We start from the raw sequence: 24,218 nt of genomic DNA on the forward strand, positions 1-24,218 counted from the left end.
TGGTGAGGATTTGGGAAGCAGGAGCTTCCGGGGTGTGGGTTCCCAAGCTGGAGCTTGGGAGCCAGTGGAAATGACGTGGCATATCATGCCGACAAGTCGATTAAGCCCTTTCCGACCTTATTTGCATCGAGATTCTGGGCATAGAACACCCACCCCCCGTCTCCCTTCCGAAATCCAAAAACAACGGCTTTCGAATCGTAATACACCGTATCTTTCGCCGATGCATTGTATTTTTTCCATGATGCGCCCTGTACCGACGGCTGCGGTTTACTAACCGACATACGCCGGGTTCTTACAACTGGAAGTGGCGGAGCATTTTGCGCTTCCATGTCATTTCGGGTATTGCCGCCCGTGAAGCCCCCTTCACCTTTCACATCGCCCGCAACATGCATGACGGTCACGCTATTCCCGTTTTGGTCGTGAAAATGAATCGTGAACCGACAATTACTAAATTCGGAAGTCAAAAAGTACGGCGGCGAATCTTTATCAAGAGTCACTTGGGTTAAACTCTTATTTTTCCACGGCAAATAATATATTCGTCTCTCCTTATCCCCGCCCTGACCGGGATACATTTTAATGATATTAGGCTTTTCAAAGTGCCATTCAATATCACGAACGCCACCATCGGCCCGAATACCGGCATTGGCATCTTTCCAGTCAAAACTCACTTCGTCTATTTCCAGGACGTACTCGGTAAACGCTTTCTCCGGCTCCTTTTTTAATAATGCTCTGAACTCTTCCAAGCTAGCCATATTCCACTCCGCTTCGACTTTAATAAAACGTTGAAAATGTTTATCGCATATCGCCAAATCATTGGTTTGGTCCAATGCCACTAACCGGATAAGAATAGCCGAGTTTACTAGCTGTACATTTTTCCTCGACGACTAATAAGATCGGGACTCAGTATAGCGGATGTCGGTCAGCGCGAATTGCTAACCCTTCGAATGGTAGACACGGTAATATCGTGATTTGTCCCACCCGCGAACTGGCCGGCCAGGTTTATAAGGAAATCCTCCATCTGACCCACTTCAAACAAAATACTCAACTCGTCACCGCAGGACCACGCAACGAACGCAGATAATCCAGTACGCGTGCCTGACGCCAACGGTCATCGGCAGCACAGTCTGCGATCCGGGCGCGTTGGCAGGCGAGGATGGCTTCGTCTCTGCCTTTGTCTGTCCAGGGCCTGAGGTCGGCTGGCGTATCGGCCAGTAACGCGGCCGCTTCCTCATCCGGCGGCGGCGGGCCTTCGCGCAGCCAGGCTTCGGCCTGCTCGAAGTTGTCGCGACACATCAATGCAATCATATAATCGCAGGCCGATTGCAGCCCGGACCGCAACCGGCCGGGACTGACCGATACCATGGGTAACAGCGGCGCCAGCGAGGGCAACAGGTGATTGGCGTAGATAGTCGCGCCCCAATAGGATTCGGCGGTCCGGCGAAAATGGGCCAGATCGCGCACGGCGACCAAGCCGCTGGCCGTGAGCGGCAGAATTTCCACCGGCGCTTTGTTCACGTCCACGGTATCGTTGGCGACATCGACATATAAGCCGCCGAATTGCAGTGCGTTCTGGAAATATTGTTCGCGCAAAACGCCCCATACCGAGCGCACGATACCGCCTTGAGCCATAAAGTCATGCAATAGCTGTTCGACCGGCGCCTGCGGTTGGCGTAACCGGGTCGCGAGCAACGCGTAAAGTTCGCGGGTGATCTCCTCGCAACGGCCATAAGGATAAGCCTTGCCCGCAGCAGCCGGCAGTTGAGGCGAGAGCAGCGCATCGACCTGAACCCGCAAGCCCAGAAAATAAGCCTGCAATGCATCGATCCGCTCCGCCAGATAGGCATCGGTCAATGCACGCTGTTGGGTGTCAACAGGGGCGATTTGTTGAGGAAGTAAGGGCGTCATGGCGGAGCGGGATTGTCGCCGCGAATCCCCATCGTTGCAAGCTTCCATCATTTTGCTGGTTCCCAAGCTCCAGCTTGGGAACTCCCACTCTCGGAAGCTCCAGCTTCCATTCCACCTAATTCACCACAGCCCATCACCGGCTGCCGCTTCTTACTCGCCCGGCGACAATGAATATCTTGCTGGATTCCTGGCGGTTTTTGCGGCACGGAGGATTTGGTAGACAAAGTGCATCCAAGCGATTGGTACGATTCGTTAAATCACACCCCTAATGAACAAACACCGCCTTTCCTAACCTTGTATTGAATGACAAGTGACTATTTGTTGCCGCGATTGCCCCAACAAAAACCAAGCACTTGTTTTCCGTCGAGTTTGTTCCTAAGCTAACCCGCTATTTATCCTCATAGAAGACACTCAATGCGCGGCGTTCACACGGAATCGGCAAAAGAAGTTTACGACGTTGTCGTCATTGGCGCGGGTATCGGCGGTCTCAGTACCGCCGCATTGCTGGCGAAAACCGGCAAGTCCGTGTTGCTGGTGGAAAGACACGATAGACCGGGTGGTTATGCCCACGGCTTCAAACGTCGAAACTTTCATTTTGATTCCGGCGTCCATCTGGTCAGCGGTTGCAGCCCAGAGGGTTATGGTAACGGCAGCACTATGAATAAGATCTGCCGGGTGGCGGGTATAGATCCGGAGGAACTGTTCATCCCTGTCCCATCATACGCCCGCGCGGTTTTTCCGGATTTCGAAATCCCGTTACAAGCCGGCGAAGCGGCGTTCGTGGCCGGCTTGACTGAACACTTTCCGCAGGAAAAAGACCGCCTGCTGGCGCTGATCCGGCTTTGTAAAGTATTGGCGGAAGAAGCCATGCTGGCCGAGGAAGTGTTGTCGCAAAGTAAGGCAACGCGGGTTTCGCCGATGCAAACGCTGGGCAATTTATTCCGCTATCGCCGCACCACGTTGGCCGAAGCGCTGGACGAGTTTTTGGTCGATGCTCGCCTGAAAAGCGCTTGCGCGATGCTCTGGCCTTACTTGGGTTTGCCACCGTCACAATTGTCCTTCTTGTATTGGGCCTCGATGATGGCCGGTTACACTTACGAAGGCGGTTATTACTGTCGAGGCAGTTTCCAGGTTTACGCCAATCAACTGGCCGCCGCCATCGAAAATCAAGGCGGCGAAGTGTTGCTAAATGCTAGCGTGCGCCGCATTTTAGTCGAGCAAGGCAAAGCCTGCGGCATCGTCTTGGAAAACGGCCAGCTGATTCGTTCTGAAACGGTAGTTTCCAACATCGACATCCAGCACACCGCCGAGCTGTTAATCGGTCGGGAGCATTTGCCAAACGGCTATTGCGAAGGCTTGGCAAAGCTGTCGCCGTCCTTATCGATCTTCGCCAGTTATATCGCCACCGACCTGCCTCTCTCTGAGCAAGATCATGCTCATGAAGGCTTTTTCTTTGAATCGTTCGACCACGAAGCCAGCTATGCATTAAGCCAAACCGGCCAGAGCAATTGGTTTTCTGCAACGCTGCCATCCTTCGCCGACTCCTCGCTGGCGCCGCCCGGACAAAGCATCATGATGCTGACCACACTGTGTCCATTTGACGTGGGGGAATCCTGGCGCATCGCCAAGAACGGTTTTCAGCAACGCTTACTAGAAAAAGCCGAGCGGCATTTTCCCGGCCTCAATGACCATTTGTTGGTAGTGGAGTCCGGCTCGCCTCGCACCATGGAGCGCTACACCCTAAACCGCCACGGCGCAGCCTATGGTTTTGCGCCCAGCCCGGATCAGATTGGCCCGAACCGGCCAAGTGTAGTTGGCGCCCTGCCCGGCTTGTTTCACACCGGCCATTGGACTCGGCCGGGTGGTGGTGTGGCCGGGGTCAGCGTTTCCGCCTTGCTCGCTGCACAAGCGGTACTGGGTATCGCGAAGCAAGAAGATTTTTGGAAAGCTTTAGGGCTGGATGAATAAGGGCTTCTGACCTACTTATTCTGCGCGCGAGATAAGCGCCTGCATCCGCGCCAGTTTCGGCGACACCACCGGCACCGTCAGCATGGTACTAAGCACGGCCATTAGTAGCAGGGCGGTGAAGGTTTCGCTGCTAATAATTTCTTTATCCAGCAAGACATTGGCAAAGATAATCATGATTAAGGCTTTGGTTTGCAGCAGCCAACCAATCAACGAAGCCTCGCCGCGCCGCCATTTCAGGATTTTTCCGGCCAGATGGATACCCAGCAACTTTCCGAACACCGAGACCAACAACAATACCCCGGCGACGACCAGTACCGCCGCGCCGCCCATTGCCCAATTGGTTTTCAAGCCGGCGCTGATGAAATAGACCGGCATCACCGTCAGTAATAGATGGTGGCGAAGCATGTCCAGCTGGTTTTGATTAAACCAACAGCCATCCAGGATAGCGCCGGCCAAAAACGCCCCCACCATAAAATGCAGCCCGGCCCAGTCTGCGGCAAAACCGGTAGCAGCCAAGGCGATAATGCCGACATACCAACGGTCACGTTCCGGCAGCCAGGCCATTAGTTTACGAATGCCGTAGGCGCTGATTGCAAAACCCACTAAAAAAGCGCCCTGCCGGCCTACCCGCTCCCAATCCAACAGAATTAAGGCCAGCACCGCCCAAATCGCAATATCGTCCATGCTGGCGTAACGCAAGATGCGCTGGCCGATGGGCTGACGCAGAATTTCCAGTTTTTCCATCAACAAAATCAAGATCGGCAGCGCCGTCACGGCACAGGACATCCCCATCCCCAGCACAAATTGCCAAGGCATGGCCTTGGCTCCCATCCAGCCTTCGAACATCAGCATGCCCAAAGCCACAACGCAACCCAAGCCCAAGGGCACGCCCAGCGCCAACCCAGCGGTGATGCTGGTTTCCAGCCGATGTTGCCAGGCCTGACGCAGATCCAATTCAATACCTGCCACCCAGACAAACAGCATCACCGACCACCAGGTGATACCGTTCAGCGCTTGTATCACCTGTTTGTTAAAAACAAAGGCATAATAATCCGGAAACGCGGCACCCAAGACCCCCGGCCCCAGCAAAATTCCGGTGATAATCTGCACCACCACCAAAGGCGCGAAATAGTCGGTCCGGCCGATTCGCCAGATCAGATACGGCAGGCTGTAGATAATGGTTAAGGCAATCAGAAATATTTCAGTGGTGTTCATCGGCCAATCGTTTGGAGTGAGTCGCGTTAGGCAGGTATTATTACAAAATCAGCGTTAGCCAACTGATGCTTTTGCATCGGACATTTGACTGAACAACATGAAATCTACGATGAAACTAAACCGGTTTTCTTTAACACAGGTGAAACAGCATGCCGCCATCTGAACGCTTCGATGCCGCCGTCATCGGTGGCGGCCCGGCCGGCGCCAGCGCGGCGATCATGTTGGCCAAAGCGGGTAAACGCGTGGTGTTGTTCGAACGCTCGCGCTTTCCACGCTTTCAAATCGGCGAATCTTTATTGCCGGCTTGTTGGGAAATCTGGCGGCGGCTGGGTGTCACGGAAAAAATCGAAGCCGAAGGCTTTACGGTCAAGCAAGGCGCGAACTTTGGCATGTTCAACCAAAAACCCGATGTGTTACTGCTGACCGCGGAATATCCGGGGTATTTCGAACGGCCCTATACCTATCACGTCGAGCGCGCGCGCTTTGATCAAATTCTGCTGGAACATGCCGCCGAATGCGGCGTGGAGGTGCGCCGGGAATGGTCGGTTGCCGATGTGCTATTCGACGGCGAACGCGCGATTGGCGTTAGTGCTGGCAAAAATGGCTCTGACCCGGCGCCGATTCATACCTCAGTCGTCATCGACGCCTCGGGCCGCGAATCTATGATCGCCCGCAAGTTAAACTGGCGGCGGCCCTTGCCCGAGCTGAACAAAATCGCCCATTTCGCCCATTTTAAAGGCGGCTTTCGCCGCGACCCACACGGTTTTATCAATTTTGGCGAGGTGATGGACGGCTCGGTAACCACCGACATCCATACCATCGACGGCGGCTGGGTTTGGTACATTCCGCTACGAGACAATATCACCAGCGTCGGCGCGGTGTTGGATACCCACTTTGCGAAAAGCTTGGGCGATTCGCCGCAGCAACGCTTCGAGGCCGCCATCCAAAGCTGCGAGTGCGTTCGCGAGTGGTTGACGGGCGCGCAGCAAGCCATGGACATCAAAACTATTTCCTCTATTGGCTACATGAACGAACGCTTTCACGGCGACGGCTTTTTACTGGTTGGCGATGCCTCGATGTTTGTCGACCCGGTATTTTCCGCTGGGGTGACGCTAGCGATGCGCAGCGGCGTGTTCGCCGCCGATGCGGTGCTGGACGGTTTCGCTAACGGTGGCGATTTCAGCGCTGCTCGGCTGCGTAATTATGAGGAGCGCATCCGCGAACCGATGGGCCGCATTTTCCAAATGATCTACAACTGGTACCGGATCCTGGAACAAAAAGACGCCAATAACATCATCCTGCGTTCCCGGCAAAGCCCCATGCTGCGGGAACGCTTTATTGTCCTGCTGTCCGGTGGTTACGACATGGTCAGCATGAAACAAATTCTGGAAGCCGGCCAGGAACCGAGTTCAACCTATTTGGTTTCTTGAAACTGATTGGAGTTTATTAACCCTGCCCTATTTATCACGGATACTCCGTTCGGGCTGAGCTCGTCGAAGCCCAGGCTGTTTGGCCTTCGACAAGCTCGGCGCGCGACGTTAAGGCGAGCTTAATATTGCCGGCTAAAATGACTTCACCAGCTGTTTACAAAAGTTGGCAACCTAATAACGACACTAATGAGGCACACATGAATAACATCAACCAATTTTTACTGTCGGGCGGGCTACTTGCATTTTTTGGCTTGGCGCAACCCTGCTTCGCCGGCATCGAAACGCCGCGTATCGACCAGCGCCAGGAAAATCAGGACAGACGCATCGAGCAGGGCGAGGCGTCCGGCGCCTTAACCAACCGCGAAGCCAACCGTTTGGAACATCAACAAATGCGCATAGAGCGTCAAGAAGAAGCCGCTAAAGCCGATGGCGTGGTTACCGCCGGAGAACGAGCCAGACTGACCCATCAACAAAACAAAGCCAGCCGCAATATCGCCCGCAAGAAGCACAATTTAAGACGGGATTAAACGAAGCGTAAACTCCCACCGCTTCGTCGTTCCGGCGAATGCTGGAATCCAATAATTAAAAACCTGGATCCCCGCATTCGCGGGGATGACGCGATGGCCTTAAAGTAAAAACCCCGCCTAACAGCCGGATTCTTTGCCTGCTTAAATTTCGCCTTTCATCAGATTGAGTAATTCGTCGGCAGACACCTTGCCGCTCATGTCCGCACCATCCAGCAAGCTATCAGCCAGATCGCGTTTATGGCTGTGCAGCGCGACGATTTTTTCCTCTATGGTATTTTTGGCGATCATCCGGTAGATCGTTACCGGCCGCTGTTGGCCCATGCGGTGCGCCCGATCCGAGGCCTGATCCTCCACGGCCGGATTCCACCACGGGTCCATATGAATCACATAATCGGCGGCGGTCAGATTTAAACCCACGCCGCCAGCCTTCAAACTGATCAAAAACAATTCGCCCTCGCCACGCTGGAACGCGTCTACCCGTTGCTGTCTATCCTTGGCAGGTGTACTGCCATCCAAGTATTGATAACGAATCCCGCGCTGCTCGATATAGTTTTTGATCAATTGCAGATGATCAACAAACTGGCTGAACACCAGGGCTTTGTGCTTGTTATCCAGCAATTCGTCGACGATATCACCGAATGCCGCCAACTTGCTGCTGGGTAAAGCCACCGCCGCATTGGCCAGCAAGGTATTGCAACAGCTCCGGCGCAATTTGCTGATGGCCGCCAGAATCTGCAATTGTTTTTGCCCAGCCGGCGCATCGGCGCTGCTCAATGCCGCCAGACTATCGCGGCGCAGGGCTTCGTAGAAGGCCATTTCCTCAGCGCTGAGCTCGACATAGATCGGGATTTCCGTGCGCGGCGGCAATTCCTGTAGTACCTGAGTTTTGGTACGGCGCAGAATAAAAGGCTGGATCAGTTTCTTAAGTTGGAAACGCGCCTCGGCGCTGCGGTCGCGTTCGATTGGGCCGGCGAAACGTTGATTGAATTGTTCCAGCGATCCCAGCAAACCGGGATTGATAAACCTGAACAAATTCCACAGCTCGCCCAAATGATTTTCCAAGGGCGTGCCGGTCATGATCAATTTAAACTCGGCTTGCAGACTCATCGCCCCTTGTGAGCGGCGAGTGGCGATGTTTTTTATCCATTGCGCTTCGTCGAGAATCACCGTCTGGAACTGGATTTTCGCCAGCATCTCGGCGACTTGTTCCTGTTGTAACAAGCCGTAACTGCAAATCAGCAAATCGTAAGGCCCCAAATTATCCAGCAAGCGCTGCCGATCGCCGCCACCCAGAATCTGCGGATTTAGGGTCGGTGCAAAGCGGTTGGATTCGTTTTCCCAGTTCATGCATACCGAAGTTGGCGCGACGATCAAACTGGGACCATTCGGCGCCCGGTCCACCAATAAAGCCAAACCTTGCACGGTCTTGCCCAAGCCCATGTCGTCGGCTAGGCAGGCGCCGACGCCCCAGCGAGCCAGACGCGCCAACCAACGGTAACCATCCAATTGGTAATCGCGCAATTCGGCTTGAAAGGTGGACGGCACTTGGGGTTGATAGTCTCGCGAATCCTTCAGCCGTTGCAGGTGCACTTGCCAATGTTTATCGGCTTTAAAACCGGCGTCGTCCTGCCAGTCTTCCAAAGTCAGAGCGGCCAACGGGTTTATCCGCACTTTCTTGCCGTGCAGATCCGCGTAGGCCCGTAAATCGTCGAGCCGGCGGCGAAATTCTTCGGTCAAGGCAATGAACTGACCGTCCTGCAATTTTAAAAACCGGCCTTCGCGATTATTCAATAAACCCAGCAATTGCTGAATTTCGATGACGGTATCTTCGTTGACTTGCAACTCGCCTTGCAAGGCAAACCAGTCGTTGTCGCGCTTGATTTGCATGCTAAAACCGCTGCCCCCGGTTTGCCCCAACACCCGAAACTTGACACCTTCCGGCCATTCCAGCACGACTTGCTCGGCGGGCAATGCGTGCAGTTGCAACAGCAGTTCCAGACACTGTTCCGGTTGGTCCAGTAAATAATCGCCCGCCCCGTCCCGTTCCGCCTGTTCCAATACGTCACAAGCTTGCAAGACCGTCTGCGCCCGCTGTTTCTCCAAGACCAAATCGCGCTTGGCCTGACAATGGCGACCATCGATTTCGGCCAGCACGCTTTCACCGCCGTGCCCAGGCTGATAATACGCGCCGCCGCTAGCGAAGGGCCGAATCAACATCGCCACGCGCAGGCCTTCGCCCCAGGGTAATAAATGCACACGCGGCGTGGCGTCGGCCAGGACTTGCTCGGCGCTACTGGAACTGCCGCCGATATCCGAATGCACGGTCAACAAGCCGGAAATACTGGTCAGGGTTTGCAAGACGCGATCTTGCGCAGACACCGGCACTTCCAAGCCCTTGCCGCCCAATACCGCAAAAATTTTATGATGGTCGCCGGTGAACTCCAGCACTCGCAAGCGCGTGGGCGTTTCCTTGGCGACATAGTATTTTTGTTCATGTCCGGGCACGGGTTCCAAGCTAATTTTGATCTTATCGCTACCTTCCAGCTTTCTCACCCGCAGTTCGGCTTCGCCCTTGACCACATCCACTCTCACCTCGGGCGCATCGGCCCAAAACAACAAGGGGTGACCCAGCAGCGCCTGCGGCATGCTATTGTCGAATTCAAAATACGTGCCGCTACCGTACCAGCCGCTATCGCGGTATTCCTTAATATGCGCGCACAGCTTAATATCCTGCTCAGTTAAGTAGTCAAACTTGTTGGTTTCGTGCGCCAACCGTTTCAATGCAATCGCCCTGCCCTTACTCCAGCCACCTTTAGCTTGCTGCTTTTGTTCGCGTGGTTCAATCTCCAACTCGTGGCTAATATCGTCGTAACTCAGTAACCAGACCAAGCGCGTAGGCTTGTCGATAGGCGCGGCGGTATCGGCTTTTTTTTCGGCCTTGGGCAAGTTTAGTAACGCGTCCAATGCCAAGTCCCAATCGGGGCGGCTGGCGAACAAATCAGCCAACGCCGGCCGGCCATCGAAAAAGCTGCAATCCCATTGCATAGAACGCGGCGGCTCTATATGGGTAAAGATCTTGGCCAATTCGGCCGCCGGCCAACGATAACCGTTGTCCAACAAATGCCGATATAGCTTTTGACTAAGTGGCGTGACATGATTGAATTGATCGGCTTTGACCCAAAATTTGATCAGGGTTAAAAACACATGCAGTAGTAATGGCGGAGTGAGTAAGGTCTCCGGGTAGCCGCTTTCCCGATAGCCGCTACTGATTTTATAGGTTAAATCGGTGTTTAACAGTTGCTCCCGCAAGGACAAGTCACCTTGCAAAAAACGCTGGAACAAGGCTAACTGATGATAAATGCCCAGCCAATAATTGTCGGCTTTGATAGCTTGGTTGATTAATGTGCCGAGCTTGGCGCGTTGTTTGGCGTCATTGTTTTTCAGGATAGCCAGCGGGTAAAACACCCCTGCCAAGCCGTAAAAATAGGCGGTGCGTTGTCCTGAAACCTTGCGCAGCTGTGCCAAAGCGCCTTCGAAACGGTTGACCGCTGCCGCGTAATCGCCGCGCAGAAAAATCAATGTCGCAGCAATTGCTTGCAGTTCCGGATCATTTTGATCCGCCACCCGTTGCTCGACTTCGTCCCAGTCACCTCGCAGCAAGCGCAATTCCAAAGCTACGCGGTTCAACAATTCTTGCTGCATCCCCTGGCTGACGAACAATAACTGCTGTAAAAACCCATCCAATTTTTCATCGGCATACAGATACAGCAGCTGATGTAAGCCGGAAAACCCGCCCAGCCCCAGCAATAATTGCGGATGATGTGTGGTAAACCAAGCCACATCCAACGGGTTTAAAAACCACGACAGATAGAGTTCGTTAACCGGCGGCAGTTTGCCCAAGTAATGGGCCCCGGATTCCAGACATTCGTCGACTCTGGCGTAATCGCCGCGATAAAATTGGATGCGCGCTTCGCGGATGCAGTCGTCCACGGTGCTGTAACGATAGTAGCCATGGCCGGGCGGATTGTTCATTTGTACGGCGCCGGCAAACAAATCAAACTCTTTGTCTTCGACAGCTTGCCGCGTCAGCACTTCCGCCAAGGTACGGCAGCAACGGGTGCCGCCGGATTTGAGGTTTTCTTCCAGCAAGCCGGCTTTAATCAGCGGCTTTAAGCGGGCTTTGACCGCTTCGGACTTAAGAGTTTTCTCGCCCTCCCTGATACCCAAACTACCCAGACATTTAGCCAAATTGATCAGCGAACTATAGCCGTAATACACGGCCAGCAACTTCAAAATAATCTGTTGCTCTGGAGTTAATGTCCGATAAGTTTTAAGGCGTTCGACTAAACGAGAAGATTGCATGATTCCGGCAAAACGGCAAAAGAGGGGATGTTACCAGCTTGGCCGGACAAGCTAAAGATTCTCAAGTCAACGCGCACAAAAAAGCCCGCCGCAGCGGGCTTTTTTATAGAGAGGGGAACTTATAGTGTTGCCAATACCTTAGCCACTGTTTCGCCCATCGCCGCTGGGGTTGGGGCGATAATCACGCCCAACTCTTTCAGCATTTCAACTTTCTCCGCCGCAGATTCGCCAACCGAGGAAATAATCGCCCCGGCATGGCCCATACGACGGCCTTTGGGTGCGGTTAACCCGGCAATGTAAGCTACGACCGGCTTGCTCATGTGTTCTTTCGCGAACATGCCGGCTTCCACTTCTTGCGGGCCGCCGATCTCGCCTATCATCACAACCACTTTGGTTTCCGGATCTTGTTCGAACTTTTCCAGGATGTCGCGGTGCGAGCTGCCGTTGATCGGGTCGCCGCCAATACCGACCGAGGTCGATACGCCTATCCCTAAGGCTTTCATCTGATCGGCGGCTTCATATCCCAGCGTACCGGAACGGCCGACAATACCGACATTGCCCGGTATGTAAATATGCCCCGGCATGATGCCCAGCATGGATTTACCCGGACTAATGGTGCCGGCGCAGTTAGGGCCGGTCAGCACCATGCGCTTTTCCTTGGGGAATTTGCTCAGGAAGATTTTGACTTTCATCATGTCCTGGGTCGGAATCCCGTCGGTGATCGACACACAGTATTTGATCCCGGCTTCAGCGGCTTCCATGATGGAGTCAGCAGCATAAGCCGGTGGCACGAACACGATACTGGCTTCAGCGCCGGCTTGTTCGACAGCGTCCTTGACGGTATTGAACACTGGGCGGTCCAGATGTTTTTGCCCGCCCTTACCCGGCGTCACGCCGCCGACCAAGTTGGAGCCGTAGTCGATCATCTCCTGGGCGTGAAAGGTACCGATCTTGCCGGTGAAACCTTGGACGATGATGCGAGTGTTTTGATCGATAAAAATTGCCATGTTTGTTCCTTAAGCTTGCGCGGCTACGACTTTATTACGGGCTTCGACCGCTTTCTCGGCGGCTTCGGCCAGGGTATTTGCCGTGATGATGGGCAAACCGCTTTCCTCTATGATTCGCCGGCCTTCCTCGACGTTAGTACCCGACAGGCGCACGACCAGCGGCACTTGCATATCGATTTTTTTCACAGCATGAACCACACCCTCGGCGATCCAGTCGCAGCGGTTGATACCGGCAAAGATATTGACCAGCATGGCCTTGACGTTTTTATCCTGCAATACCATCCTAAAGGCTTTTTCGGTACGTTCGGCCGACGCGCCGCCGCCAACGTCCAGGAAGTTGGCCGGCTCGCCACCTGCCAGTTTGATCATGTCCATCGTCGCCATCGCCAAGCCGGCGCCGTTGATCATGCAGCCGATATCGCCGTCCAGGCCGACATAGCTTAAGCCACGGTCGGCAGCTGCCATTTCCCGGGGATCTTCCTGCGACTTGTCACGCAACTCCGAGATTTTTTGCCGGCGAAACAAGGCGTTGTCGTCAAAGCCCATTTTGGCGTCCAGCGCGATCAATTCATCGTGGCCGGTAATCACCAAGGGATTAATTTCGACCATATTGGCGTCCAGCTCGCGCATCGCCCGATAGCAGCCTTGAATCAATTTCACTGCTTGCGGGATCAAATCGGCGTTTAAACCCAAAGCAAACGCCATTTCCCGGGCTTGGAAATCCTGTAAACCAACGGCTGGTTCGATGTAGATTTTTTTGATCGCATCCGGATTATTTTCCGCCAATTCCTCGATCTCCATACCGCCTTGCGCGGAACCGACCATGACAATCCGCTCTTGGGCGCGGTCGATCAACAGGCTGAAATACAGTTCCTTGGCAATATCGGTTCCGGCTTCGACGTATAAGCGCAGGCATTGTTTGCCGGCAGGACCGGTTTGGTGTGTCACCAATTTTTTGCCCAGCAAAGATTCGGCGGCATCGCTGACTTCGTCGTGGGTTTTGCAAATCTTGATACCGCCGGCCTTGCCGCGGGCGCCGGAATGAATCTGGGCTTTAACCACCCAGATGTGGCCGCCGATTTCGCGGGCGCGTTGCACCGCATCTTCCGGGCTGTAAGCCAGACCGCCATCCGCTATTTTCACGCCATAGTCGGCCAATAGCTGTTTTGCTTGGTACTCATGAATGTCCATGCACTCTCTCGTAATATTGGAAAAATGTAGGTTGGGTTAGGCATCAGCCCTAACCCAACACGAAGGCCTTAAATGTTGGGTTACCTTTGGTTTTTTCCCAAAGAGCAACCCAACCTACAATTTTTTATTTTGATTTCGCGGCAATCGCTTCGGCGGCACGGACGATGTTATTCGCCATCCGTTCGGAAGCTGCATCAATCAAGCGACCATCCAGTGCGGCAGCGCCTTTGCCTTGCGCGGCGGCTTCCTGCAACGCTACCAGGATGCGCTTGGCTTTTTCGACTTCCGCAGCAGGTGGGGTGAATACTTCGTTCGCTAAAGCGATTTGCGAGGGATGAATCGCCCATTTGCCTTCGCAACCCAACGCGGCCGCGCGGCGGGCGCCGGCTTTGTAGCCTTCGGGGTCTTTGATGTCGCCGAATGGACCGTCGATAGGACGCAGTCCGTAGGCGCGGCACGCCACTGTCATCCGGCTGATCGCCGCATGCCATTGGTCGCCGGGATAATCGGGATTCAAACCACCGATATTCACGGTACGGGCCCGATTGCTGGCTGCATAATCGGCGACGCCGAAATGCAAGGCTTCCACGCGGCCGCCAATGGCACCTTGTTTGGCGATGTCTTCCACGTTTGCCATGCCCAGAGCGGTTTCGATCAGGCACTCGATGCCGATTTTGTTTTTCAGGCCTTCCTGCATTTCCAGCTGGGTCAGCATCGCGTCGACCATATAAACGTCACCGTAGACGCCGACTTTAGGAATCAGCAGCGTGTCGATTTTTGCGCCGGCTTGTTCGACCAAATCGACCACATCACGCACCATATACTGGGTATCCAGACCATTGATGCGGACTGACAGGGTGATGCCATTACCTTTCCAATCCAGATCGTTGATAGCCTGGATGACGTTTTTCCGCGCTTGCAGTTTGTCGTCCGGCGCAACGGCGTCTTCCAGATCGAGAAACACAAAATCCACACCGCTTTTCAAGGCCTTTTCAAACATTTCCGGACTGGAACCCGGTACCGCCAATTCGCAACGTTGCACGCGTTGGGCATTGGCTTCGTAAAGAGTGTGACTCATGTATGTTTCCTACGGTTGGTTGGCCGGCTAAAAAACCGCGCCGTGCATGGATTAAAGAACGTGCCATTTTACTTTCAGGGCCTGCAATGTCAATTGCGCTTGTCAGCTTCGGTGCAGGTTTACGCCGGTAAACGACTTGCCGAATCACGGCTTATGTGGCAACATCCCGCGATTTTCTAAGCTTCCAAAATTCCAAGGAGACACCAGATGGCAGGTCGCAATCACCTATTTGTTCCAGGGCCAACCAATACCCCACATGAAATTCTGAGCGCGATGCATGTGCCGATGGAAGATCACCGTTCACCGATTTTTCCTAAATTGCTGGCACCGATTCTGGAAGACCTAAAAAAAGTGTTCCGCACCGAAACCGGCCAATGCTTCGTGTTTCCAGCCACCGGCACCGCCGGCTGGGAAGTGGCGATGACCAACTGCTTGAACCAGGGCGACAAGGTTCTGATTTATCGCTTCGGTCAATTCGGCCACCTGTGGGCGGAAGCTTCAAAAAAACTGGGGTTTGACGTGGAAATCCACCAAGTCGAATGGGGCAAAGGCATGCCTTTGGACCATCTGGAAGCGCGCCTAAAAGAAGATAAAAACCACGACATCAAAGCCATACTGGCAACGCATAACGAAACTTCTACCGGCGTAACCAGCGATATTCCTGGCGTACGCAAAGCACTGAACGCGGCAAGTCATCCCGCATTATTGTTCGTCGACGGCGTCAGCTCCATCGGCAGTCTGGATTTTCGTCAAGATGAATGGGGTGTGGACGCCAGCATCGCCGGCTCGCAAAAAGGCTTTATGTTGCCGGCTGGTCTGGCTATTTTGGGTTTTAGCCAAAAAGCCTTGGCCGCTATCGACAGCAGCAACTTCCCACGTTCGTTCTTTTCACTAAAAGACATGGCGGCAGCCAATAAAGACGGCTACACTCCTTACACGCCATCCACGCCGATGCTGTACGGCTTGCGTAAAGCCTTGGAATTGTTGCTGGAAGAAGGCATGGAGAACGTTTACGCCCGCCATCACCGTCTGGGCGAAGGCGTACGCCGCGCGGTTGCGGCCTGGGGCTTGCAAACTTGCGCACAAGCAGGCTGGGATTCCGATACAGTCACCGCGATTGTGGTACCGGCCGACAAGGATGCACGCCACGTCATCAGTACCGCTTACAACAAATACAACATTTCATTAGGCGCAGGCCTCAGCGAAGTGGCCGGCAAAGTGTTCCGCATCGGCCACGTTGGCGATATGAACGATGTTTCCTTATTGGGGGCGATTGCCGGCGTGGAAATGGCGATGCTGGATAACGGTTTTGACATTAAACCGGGTAGCGGCGTTGCCGCAGCCATCGAGTATTACCGCTCGACAGCGAAATAACATCCCCTAAGTTCGACGGGTGACCTGCGTAACCGGCCACCCGTCATCCGATCCGCAAGTATCCCATCAGCCCTAGCCCTTATCACATCCCAAAACAGGCCGATATACCGCCTCCATGTACTTTAGAACACGAGATTAACAGCCGTGTTTTGTGCACTAAGCACCAAAAGTAACCGTCTTTTGCACCATTCCACCTCAAAAGCACCTGATTTTTTACACCGAAAATAATGAAAATTATCAGTAAATATTTAAAATAAAAGACTTTTTAAATAAAGGCATTGCTATTGCTTAATATTTGTTTGAGTTATCTTCTGACTCCAAAGCCAAAGGAGAAAATCATGAGACACCGCCTATTACTGTTAGCAGCACTGATCGCTCCTGCCCATGCGGAACTTCATGAACACGAGCCAACTGAAATCTACGACCAAGCATTGCTAAACAACGCCACTCCGATTAGCCTGGCACCAAGTTCCTACTTTTTAGCACCAGGGCTATGCTGGCTACCCAGCAGCTTAACCGGCAACAATAACGCCGACCAGATCAACACTTGCGTTATCGAAGCCATTTACGCATCGGGATTAAATCGAGAAAATACCAGTGAAGCTCTCGATATTGGAGCAGTGAACTGGTCCGTGATGAACTATCCCGCCATCAGCAGCGGAGCTTGGTCGTTTATCCCCGACATTGGTTACCAGTTTCTACTGGAAAAAACCGCAGACGCCCAAACCAGCCGGCAATCCGTTACGGCAGTTAGTGAAAAATCCTTATCATCTATGCCCCTAGCCGCATTAACCTGGTTTGTTTTGGGTTGCATGTTGGGGACGTTAGCGATGCTGCGTCGACACCAAGAAAAGCTGACCATCGTCGCCGATTAATTTTTTGCCAGGTATTTGCGCTGCGAATTTCAATTCTTTATAGTCCCACCTGCCGGCGCTTTGCTCAGTGCCGGCACTTTCAGGGGCTAGTCCACTATCTCCCGATCATTAGACGACGAAGCGTTGGGAGATGCAAAAATGGCAAAAACCTTATATCAACTATTAAACATAGCCGAGTCCGCCAACGACCAACAAATCCATCGAGCGTTCAAGGATATTGAACGGACTTGGGCAAAACGCGAAGACGACTCCGCAATAGATACACTCAACCGAGCGAGAGAAGCATTTGTGATACTGTCCGACACGGACCGGCGCATCAGCTATGACCGAAAACTGGCGGCCAGCCGCTTGCAGCCTACTGAAATAAGCCCCCCCAACGCAACCGAACCCGGCCGGATAGGCCTATGGTCACAACGAGTGGCTATCGCCCTGCTGCTATTGTTTCCGATAGGGTCTTGGATTTATCACAATAACCAGCAATCCCGGCAACAAGCCGAGCTGCAGCAGATCCAAAATGCTAAATTAATTGCCGCCACCGACGCGCTGAAAAGCCAGCAAGAACAGCTGTTACTCCACAATCAACAAATGAACGTCCAGCGCCAGGACGAACTGGAAGCTCGACGCATGGAAAACGAGCTACGACTCAGACAGCAGCAGCTCGACGACGCGAAAATACTAAGCCAACAGCAGTTGCAAAACCAAGCGCGCAGCCTGGATTTGATGGAAAAACACCTGAATACGGACACGCGCGACCGAGAACAAAGTATCGCCGAACGCCAAGCCGAACTGCAATATAGAAAGCCGGCAATGGCGACGGCCTTGCAAGAGCAACAAGACCAACATTTGTCATTGCAGCGGCAAAGATCTTTGCAACAACATGATGAGAATATCGCCAGTATCAACAGCCTGCGCGCGGCACGTTTGAAAGCTTACGACCGTGATCATGGCAGCGGCGGCATAAGCACTTCCAACCCGGCCGTTGACCCCTAAATCCCTGATAACTTGTTTAAACCTAAAAGCGCAAAAGTTTTACGATAGGAAATCCGATGAACAAACCCAAAGTCCTGATTAGCCGCCGCTGGCCGGCAAGTGTTGAAGCTAAACTGCAAGCGCTTTACGACGTCACGCTGAATACCGACGACCACCCTCTCAGTGCCGACGAATTTAGAGCGGCGTTACAAAATTACGATGCAGTGTGTCCCAGCGTTTGCGACTCCCTGCCAGCCGAAGTACTGAATGTCGCGAACAAGCGCTGCAAAATTCTGGGTAATTTTGGCGTGGGTTATAACCATATCGATATTGCCGCCGCCAAACAGCAAGGCCTGATTGTTACCAATACCCCTGGGGTATTGACGCAAAGCACCGCCGACATAGCGATGACCTTGTTATTAATGTCTGCGCGGCGCGGCGCCGAGGGCGATAGACTGGTCAGAGCCGGCGCATGGACCGGCTGGTGCCCAACCCATATGATGAGTAGCGACGTGACCGGCGCCACGCTGGGGCTGATCGGTTTCGGACGCATCGCCCAGGCCATGGCGCGAAAAGCTCATCACGGCTTTGGAATGAAAATTTTGTATCTCAAACCCAGTCCGGCCGACCCTGCCATTGTCGAAGAGCTAAAGGCGGAGCGTTGCGATACGCTGGAAGAACTATTACCGCAATGCGATTATGTATCTCTGCATTGTCCTGGCGGCAACGAAACCCGGCATTTAATCAACGAGAATACCTTGAATTTAATGAAGCCCACCGCGCATTTAATCAATACCGCGCGTGGCGACGTCGTGGACAGCAAAGCTTTGATCAAAGCCTTGCAAGAAAAACGCATTGCCGGCGCCGGCCTGGATGTTTACGAAGGCGAACCTAACATAGACCCCGGTTTTCTGACGTTGGACAACGCCGCACTCCTTCCCCATCTGGGCAGCGCGACGATTGCCACGCGCACCGCGATGGGGGAAAAAGTGTTGGCAAATTTACAGGCTTATTTTTCAGGCGCTGAACTGCCGGATAGAGTGGTTTAAGGCTAAACCGCAACCCTGTTGACTATACAAAAGAGTTCTAAGCAAACTTGACGGGTATTTTTTTGCGTTTTTTAGCACCCAATATACCCATCAAACCAGCTAAGAATGACCAGACAGCGGCAGGGAGCGGCACCGCCGCTGGCTGCAAATTCCCGTTTATTGTCACATCCGTAAAAAAGCTTCTGCTCGCCCCCTGCGCCAGGTTAAAGGAATAAGTCACAAAACGTTTATCGCCAGCAATCGCCAAGGCAGGGTCATAAGACGTTACATTGAGCATGCCGTTATTGAAAAATGCATTACCTAATTGCGGTGAAAATGTATCCCAAAAATCAAGAATCACATCCGTATTCGCATCACCCTGTGTAAAGGCTTGGAGCGTGTAATTCACTGTCAGCGTTATTTGTTGATCCTGAGCACTTTCATTTAAAAAATCCAGCTGATACCAACCGACATGCTGCGAAGTAAAGCTCCCAGCTGACGCGTAGCCATTGACCGCAAACGTATGCGCGACTCCAAAACCAAGCGAGGGCAGCGCCACGGCGTTAGCAGCAGCCGGTAAAATCGCACCAACACTCTCTGGGGCTGTAAAAATATAGGAATATGACGCATCCGCGGGTGCATAGGCGCTCGTCGCCGTCACACCGCTCCCTATTCCACTGACATCAAACGAAATAGTCGCTTGACTATCGAACGAACTGCTCGCTTGCGCGTTTTGGCCAAGCGTTAGTAAAACCAAAACCATCAAACTGCTGAAAAGTCTTTGTTTGTTACTCAAGTTTTTCATTTCTTATTCCTAGTGCAACTGAATAATCCGCATCCAAGCCGGGGATATGCCGGCTTGGATCGCATAATTAAATTAAGGGGCCTGCAAATAGCTCTCAAACGGTAACAACGGAGCTTGCGAACCGTTTGCCCCTACCGGCGGAATCACCAGAAATTCTTCGGTAGCCAATTCAGCGCTCAGCGGATTACCGGCCGTCACCGAAATATGGTCGCCAGCATGCCCGTTGGGTACTTTGATTTCCGGATGGTCGAAAGGCGCTTTTTCATAACGCACCCGCTCATCGGTAAAACTTTTTAACAGCGCCAGCAAGTCGGCACGTTGCTCGGGCGCATTTGCCAAGGCGATATTCGAAACCAAGGTATGTCTATCCGGATTGTCGTTGTTGCCTTTTCTAGAATAAAACTCAAGAACCTGCTCCAACGTCGACATGCTGCCGTTATGCATATACGGGCCAGTCAGCTCGATATTCCGTAAACCCGGTATTTTAAAGGTAGCTTTCTTGGCGACCCCCAGTTTTAACGGCGCCGACGTTAGCGATGCATTGGCTGCGGCAATGGTCGGTATATTCCCCTTTAACGCAAAATCGTTGATGCAATCCTGATTTTTCAGCACTCCTTCCCTAGCGCCATCCGCTTGAATGCCATTGGGGATCGTAAATGTGACAAGGTTAGTCGTCGTAACATTTTTGGCAATCTCGACCAGAAAATCGCAGCTGCGCACGCTTTTTACGACTTTGTCTTTGACGTTTGAGTAATTTCCCAGCAAATACTGAACATATTGATCTGAATATGACAAGGGGTTACCAAAATCGTCTAAAGCACCCAAACCGGGATCAGCCGCCGGATCCGCCACGCCGGTGTTGGCAAAACCAAGATCCATGAGTTTGATACCGCCGACAGTAGTATTACGAGTTACTACGCTGACGTGCGGACTGATCCCGGCTGCGTAAGCACCGGCATCCGGTCCCAGACCGTCCGGCCCATACGGTATTGAAAGATCGCTACCATAGAAGGCATTAAGCGTTCCGTCGACCAGCGTACTATTCAGCGTAATTGCCGCGGTAGTCAAAGCCGGGCCTGAGTGGCACAAATTACAGTGATTGTTGGTGAATGTTGCCAAGCCGTTGTTTAAAGAATCGATCTCCGCCTGCGTTTTACCCATGCCCTCCCAGGTCGGCAAATGTGTAATCGGATCGCGTGGGGTCAAATCAATCGGTGCCTGATCGGAAACCAGAGTGCCTTGATACAGCTGTAAAGCGATACCAAAGAACATCGAAAAATTGGCTTCCATTTGATTGTAAGGCTCTTGCCCCGCCGGCGCACCGAACGGGCCCGTCGAACTGAATGACCAGAATTTCGGGTTGAAAGCCCCCATAATCATGTTTTTATACGTTGTATTCAAACCGGGCTTGAGACTGCCCGGCGTGCTCAAACTGAGTGCGCCCAACACGCTATCTTGGTGATGCACTTTCTGGCCTTGCAGGGGCTGGCGCAATAGCAACTTTCTGCCTATGTTGGGCCATTTGCGAGCGACACATGACATCTCGACGTCACTTAATGCCGGCCCCATAGCCAAAGACGCGAGTGACGCATTTTCCAGCCTAAGCTTCTGTTTGGCGGCGCTTCTGGCACCGGTTTTCACCCAAACGCCCGCGTCGGGATCGCGGTCGCCCCAGGGACTAACGCCGTTATAGGTATTATTGGCTCGCCCATCCCAAAAATTTCGGTGATTGAAAATAGCATTTACCACTGTCGGGGCGTTTCTGGGCTCCACCCTGCGGGTTCCGGTACCATCGACATGAAATATCGGGTCGGCGGAGCGGGCGCATTGATCTTGCTCGCCGGTAAATTTCGATACACCGGTAAAATTACCGCTGAATGTGCCGGATGACGAAACGACATCATCGGTTGCAAAAGACACACCGCTTGCCTTATTTAAAGGGTCATTAAAACGAAAGGTTGGAAAATCCGTGGTTTTAAGCGTGTAGTTGGGACCACCGCTATCGATACTCGAAGGCAAACGTTCAAAAGTTTCAGCAGTCGCCGTAGTACCTTTAAGCCCAGGGTTCATTTGGTTTTTCACCCGGTTATCGGCACCGGCATGAAAATGGCAGGATCCGCATGCCATGCCATCGCTGCCGACATTGACATCCCAAAACAAGGCCTTACCCAAAGCAATCGCCTTTTGTTTGTCTACGACGATAGGGTCGCGACCATCCGTAGGTAAAAAATTTACCGGCAACTCGCCCAACGTCCCTAAAACCTTGGGTATCGGCACGTTCTGCAACGGCATCGGCTGCGGCCCGTGGGCAAAAGCAAATGGCAACCAAAATAACCAGCCCGCGGTTGTCCAGCCCAATTTATTCATAACTCGCATAATTACCTCGTCTAAATGCAAACTTGTTTGAATTTGAAGTCAATAAGCAAAAATAAAACCATTTACATAATTACCATTTAAAACATGTTCTTATATTGATTTCAATCATTCCACCAGCCTTTCTGGAGCTGACAATGCGTCATTTGACACAATTTGATTTAAATACACAGGCAAATACCGAATCACGAATCGAGCTGGCACCAGATGTAGCCGGCAAGCCTAAATTAAAGCCGCCCAATCCTGAGACCTGATCAAAAAAAAACGGGGTGGCGTTACCGCCACCCCGTAAAACTCAGCGCAATGGATCGTTTGTTGGACTTAGACAGCTAATGAAATATTTTTCTTTCTTCCGAAGGACAGCAAGCCCAACAAACCACTACCAAACATCCAAACGGCAGCCGGTACCGGCACTGCTGCGGCAGTCTGCTCGATCACGACATTGTCTAAACGCATTTTGTACGCACTTCCAGCTGTCACGAACGAATCAGGTTCACCGATAAAATGAATCCAGAACGCACTGATATTTTGAAAGCCGCTATTTAGCACCAAGGTACCGTTGAAACTATCCGCAGCCGTATTCGCAACAGTCTGATAAGCCACGCGAGTCGCATAATCAGTGCCATTTCCGCTAGACAGATTAGGATTATCCGCCTGACTAAAACCTAAAATCTCCCAAGAGCCAGCTCTACGATTGACGAACGGGCTGGAAGTGGACCAGGGAGCGGAAAACTGCATGGATTTCAGGTCGAACGCTTGTCCATCCTGGGCGCGAATATAAATGCCTGAAGAATCATTGTGATAAGCCACTTCATATAATTCGGTAACGCCATCTGGGGCAAAGTCATTGTTTTCCTGATGCAGATGGTTGGTTAGATTGGTATCACTCACCACGCCCATCACAAAGCCGGACTCGGCATAGCAGTCGGCACAAACACCGGTTGCGGCAATATTGGCATGACCGCCGTAGGCCGCTTGATTCATGCCATCGAAGTTGAGGGTGGTGGTGGTAGTTGCCGCGGAAGCCGCACCTGAAACCGACGCCATGCCGGCAAGCAGTAATGCGCTGATTGTGCTTAACTGATTCATCTATCAAATCTCCTTTCTTGGGTTAATTTTAAAATTTGAAATTTGCTCTAACATCATCCTTTGACTTAAAAAATTTCAAAGAATTACTGAACGATTGACAACGCAATCGCCATTTCCTAACAATCCCCGTAAAAACTCTAAAGCAAAACCCAGACCATATTCCTTAACCCTTTAATAATCATAACGAAAAGCGTCGATCACCCCCTCAAAAACAACTCAGCAAGGATGCTAACAAAATGAACTATGTTAAATAACTCACGCATAGTGCTTGATATGCCCCGCACCACCCCTGCCAAGAATCAGCCCGTGGGCCTGAACACCACCCAAATCTCAATGACTTCTCGCTAAACCCAAGCACAACCCGCTTATCTGCCCACCCAATCTTAAATAGGTACGGTTCCTGCTTACAGGAATCAATTCCTATCCCCTTTGCAACTTATGAATAAAGCGCTTTTTTTCTTCCCGTTATTATTGCTTGGTAGTTTTTCCACAACCGCAGCTGAACTGGGCCAACCCGCTCCGGCATGTCCGGCCGTATTCTCAGAGACCAAACTATCAGTGGATCCAAGCAACTTCAAAGGCAAGGTGGTTTTACTGGATTTTTGGGCGACTTGGTGCCCTCCCTGCATCAAATCCATGCCTTTTTTCAATGGACTACACCAGGAACTGGGCAAGGACGGCTTTGAGGTGGTAGCGATTAATCTCGATGAAGACCGCGACACCGTGAGCCAATTTTTAACCGAGCATCAAGTGAATTACCCCATTGCCTTCGACCCGCAAGGCGAGTGCCCGAAAATATATGACGTTAAAGCCATGCCCTCTTCTTACCTACTCGACAAATCCGGCATAGTTAGAAAAATCCATTTGGGCTTCCGCGATGGCGATCAGGCGCTTCTGAAAGAGCAAATAAAATCATTACTCAACCAGTAAGGGCTTTCAGAACAACAATGGACCAGTTGAATAGGCTTTTTAAGGCATTATTGATGTGCGGCATTTGTGCACTTGCAGGATGCGCCGAAGTT

18 protein-coding genes are annotated in these 24,218 nt (G+C 52.4%); 8 read left to right on the forward strand and 10 right to left on the reverse strand.

Features of this window, described 5'->3' with window-relative positions:
- Positions 1–83 precede the first annotated feature (83 nt).
- Both G006_RS0105055 and G006_RS0105060 read right to left on the reverse strand, forming a co-directional pair.
- Positions 84–827, reverse strand: a complete 744-nt coding sequence (locus G006_RS0105055; protein ID WP_152428805.1) for a hypothetical protein — start codon at positions 825–827, stop codon at positions 84–86.
- Positions 828–1,041: 214 nt separating this feature from the next.
- The gene (locus G006_RS0105060) at positions 1,042–1,905 is read right to left on the reverse strand and encodes a hypothetical protein (protein WP_033194058.1); all 864 of its coding nucleotides are present in this window, start codon (positions 1,903–1,905) and stop codon (positions 1,042–1,044) included.
- 414 nt (positions 1,906–2,319) lie between these two features.
- Between G006_RS0105060 and G006_RS0105065 the strand changes: the two genes are divergently transcribed.
- Positions 2,320–3,873: a phytoene desaturase family protein gene (locus G006_RS0105065; RefSeq protein WP_020482083.1), complete on the forward strand. Its 1,554-nt coding sequence runs from the start codon at positions 2,320–2,322 to the stop codon at positions 3,871–3,873.
- 15 nt (positions 3,874–3,888) lie between these two features.
- On the opposite strand, the gene G006_RS0105070 is transcribed toward G006_RS0105065, so the two are convergent.
- On the reverse strand, positions 3,889–5,088 hold the full coding sequence (locus tag G006_RS0105070) for a cation:proton antiporter (protein WP_020482084.1): 1,200 nt from the start codon (positions 5,086–5,088) through the stop codon (positions 3,889–3,891).
- A gap of 149 nt (positions 5,089–5,237) precedes the next feature.
- On the opposite strand from G006_RS0105070, the gene G006_RS0105075 reads away from it, so the two are divergent.
- Together G006_RS0105075 and G006_RS0105080 are read left to right on the forward strand one after the other, a co-directional pair.
- Complete coding sequence (locus tag G006_RS0105075) at positions 5,238–6,518, forward strand: NAD(P)/FAD-dependent oxidoreductase (protein WP_020482085.1); 1,281 nt, start codon at positions 5,238–5,240, stop codon at positions 6,516–6,518.
- A gap of 197 nt (positions 6,519–6,715) precedes the next feature.
- Positions 6,716–7,045 carry a hypothetical protein gene (locus tag G006_RS0105080; protein ID WP_020482086.1) on the forward strand — a complete coding sequence of 110 codons (330 nt, stop codon included), beginning with the start codon at positions 6,716–6,718 and terminating at the stop codon, positions 7,043–7,045.
- A gap of 141 nt (positions 7,046–7,186) precedes the next feature.
- Here the strand turns inward: G006_RS0105080 and G006_RS0105085 are convergent, their stop codons facing one another.
- The 4 genes from G006_RS0105085 to G006_RS0105100 all read right to left on the reverse strand — a co-directional run bounded on the left by G006_RS0105085 (position 7,187) and on the right by G006_RS0105100 (position 14,683).
- Complete coding sequence (locus G006_RS0105085; protein ID WP_020482087.1) at positions 7,187–11,407, reverse strand: DEAD/DEAH box helicase; 4,221 nt, start codon at positions 11,405–11,407, stop codon at positions 7,187–7,189.
- A 119-nt stretch (positions 11,408–11,526) separates the two neighbouring features.
- On the reverse strand, positions 11,527–12,414 hold the full coding sequence (sucD, locus tag G006_RS0105090; protein ID WP_020482088.1) for a succinate--CoA ligase subunit alpha: 888 nt from the start codon (positions 12,412–12,414) through the stop codon (positions 11,527–11,529).
- 9 nt (positions 12,415–12,423) lie between these two features.
- Positions 12,424–13,605, reverse strand: coding sequence for a malate--CoA ligase subunit beta (locus tag G006_RS0105095; RefSeq protein ID WP_020482089.1), 1,182 nt, complete (start codon positions 13,603–13,605; stop codon positions 12,424–12,426).
- A gap of 124 nt (positions 13,606–13,729) precedes the next feature.
- Positions 13,730–14,683 carry an HpcH/HpaI aldolase/citrate lyase family protein gene (locus G006_RS0105100; RefSeq protein WP_020482090.1) on the reverse strand — a complete coding sequence of 318 codons (954 nt, stop codon included), beginning with the start codon at positions 14,681–14,683 and terminating at the stop codon, positions 13,730–13,732.
- A gap of 207 nt (positions 14,684–14,890) precedes the next feature.
- Here G006_RS0105100 and G006_RS0105105 point away from each other — a divergent pair, with 207 nt between their 5' ends.
- The 4 genes from G006_RS0105105 (at position 14,891) to G006_RS0105120 (ending at position 18,950) form a co-directional block, all read left to right on the forward strand.
- Positions 14,891–16,057: an aminotransferase class V-fold PLP-dependent enzyme gene (locus tag G006_RS0105105; protein ID WP_020482091.1), complete on the forward strand. Its 1,167-nt coding sequence runs from the start codon at positions 14,891–14,893 to the stop codon at positions 16,055–16,057.
- Between the two features lie 338 nt (positions 16,058–16,395).
- On the forward strand, positions 16,396–16,932 hold the full coding sequence (locus G006_RS0105110; protein ID WP_020482092.1) for a hypothetical protein: 537 nt from the start codon (positions 16,396–16,398) through the stop codon (positions 16,930–16,932).
- Positions 16,933–17,070: 138 nt separating this feature from the next.
- Positions 17,071–17,922, forward strand: coding sequence for a hypothetical protein (locus G006_RS0105115; RefSeq protein ID WP_020482093.1), 852 nt, complete (start codon positions 17,071–17,073; stop codon positions 17,920–17,922).
- A gap of 56 nt (positions 17,923–17,978) precedes the next feature.
- Positions 17,979–18,950 (forward strand): 2-hydroxyacid dehydrogenase, encoded by a 972-nt coding sequence (locus G006_RS0105120; protein WP_020482094.1) that lies wholly within the window; start codon positions 17,979–17,981, stop codon positions 18,948–18,950.
- Positions 18,951–18,987: 37 nt separating this feature from the next.
- On the opposite strand, the gene G006_RS28760 is transcribed toward G006_RS0105120, so the two are convergent.
- From G006_RS28760 to G006_RS29050, 3 genes are all read right to left on the reverse strand, one after another.
- On the reverse strand, positions 18,988–19,734 hold the full coding sequence (locus tag G006_RS28760) for a VPLPA-CTERM sorting domain-containing protein (RefSeq protein WP_020482095.1): 747 nt from the start codon (positions 19,732–19,734) through the stop codon (positions 18,988–18,990).
- 72 nt (positions 19,735–19,806) lie between these two features.
- Positions 19,807–22,110 (reverse strand): cytochrome c peroxidase, encoded by a 2,304-nt coding sequence (locus tag G006_RS0105130; protein ID WP_235048829.1) that lies wholly within the window; start codon positions 22,108–22,110, stop codon positions 19,807–19,809.
- 318 nt (positions 22,111–22,428) lie between these two features.
- The gene (locus G006_RS29050; RefSeq protein WP_020482097.1) at positions 22,429–23,196 is read right to left on the reverse strand and encodes a hypothetical protein; all 768 of its coding nucleotides are present in this window, start codon (positions 23,194–23,196) and stop codon (positions 22,429–22,431) included.
- A 438-nt stretch (positions 23,197–23,634) separates the two neighbouring features.
- Between G006_RS29050 and G006_RS0105140 the strand changes: the two genes are divergently transcribed.
- Complete coding sequence (locus tag G006_RS0105140) at positions 23,635–24,126, forward strand: TlpA family protein disulfide reductase (RefSeq protein WP_020482098.1); 492 nt, start codon at positions 23,635–23,637, stop codon at positions 24,124–24,126.
- Positions 24,127–24,218: the final 92 nt, after the last annotated feature.

It is taken from the genome of Methylomonas sp. MK1 (genome assembly GCF_000365425.1).
Classification (GTDB): domain Bacteria; phylum Pseudomonadota; class Gammaproteobacteria; order Methylococcales; family Methylomonadaceae; genus Methylomonas.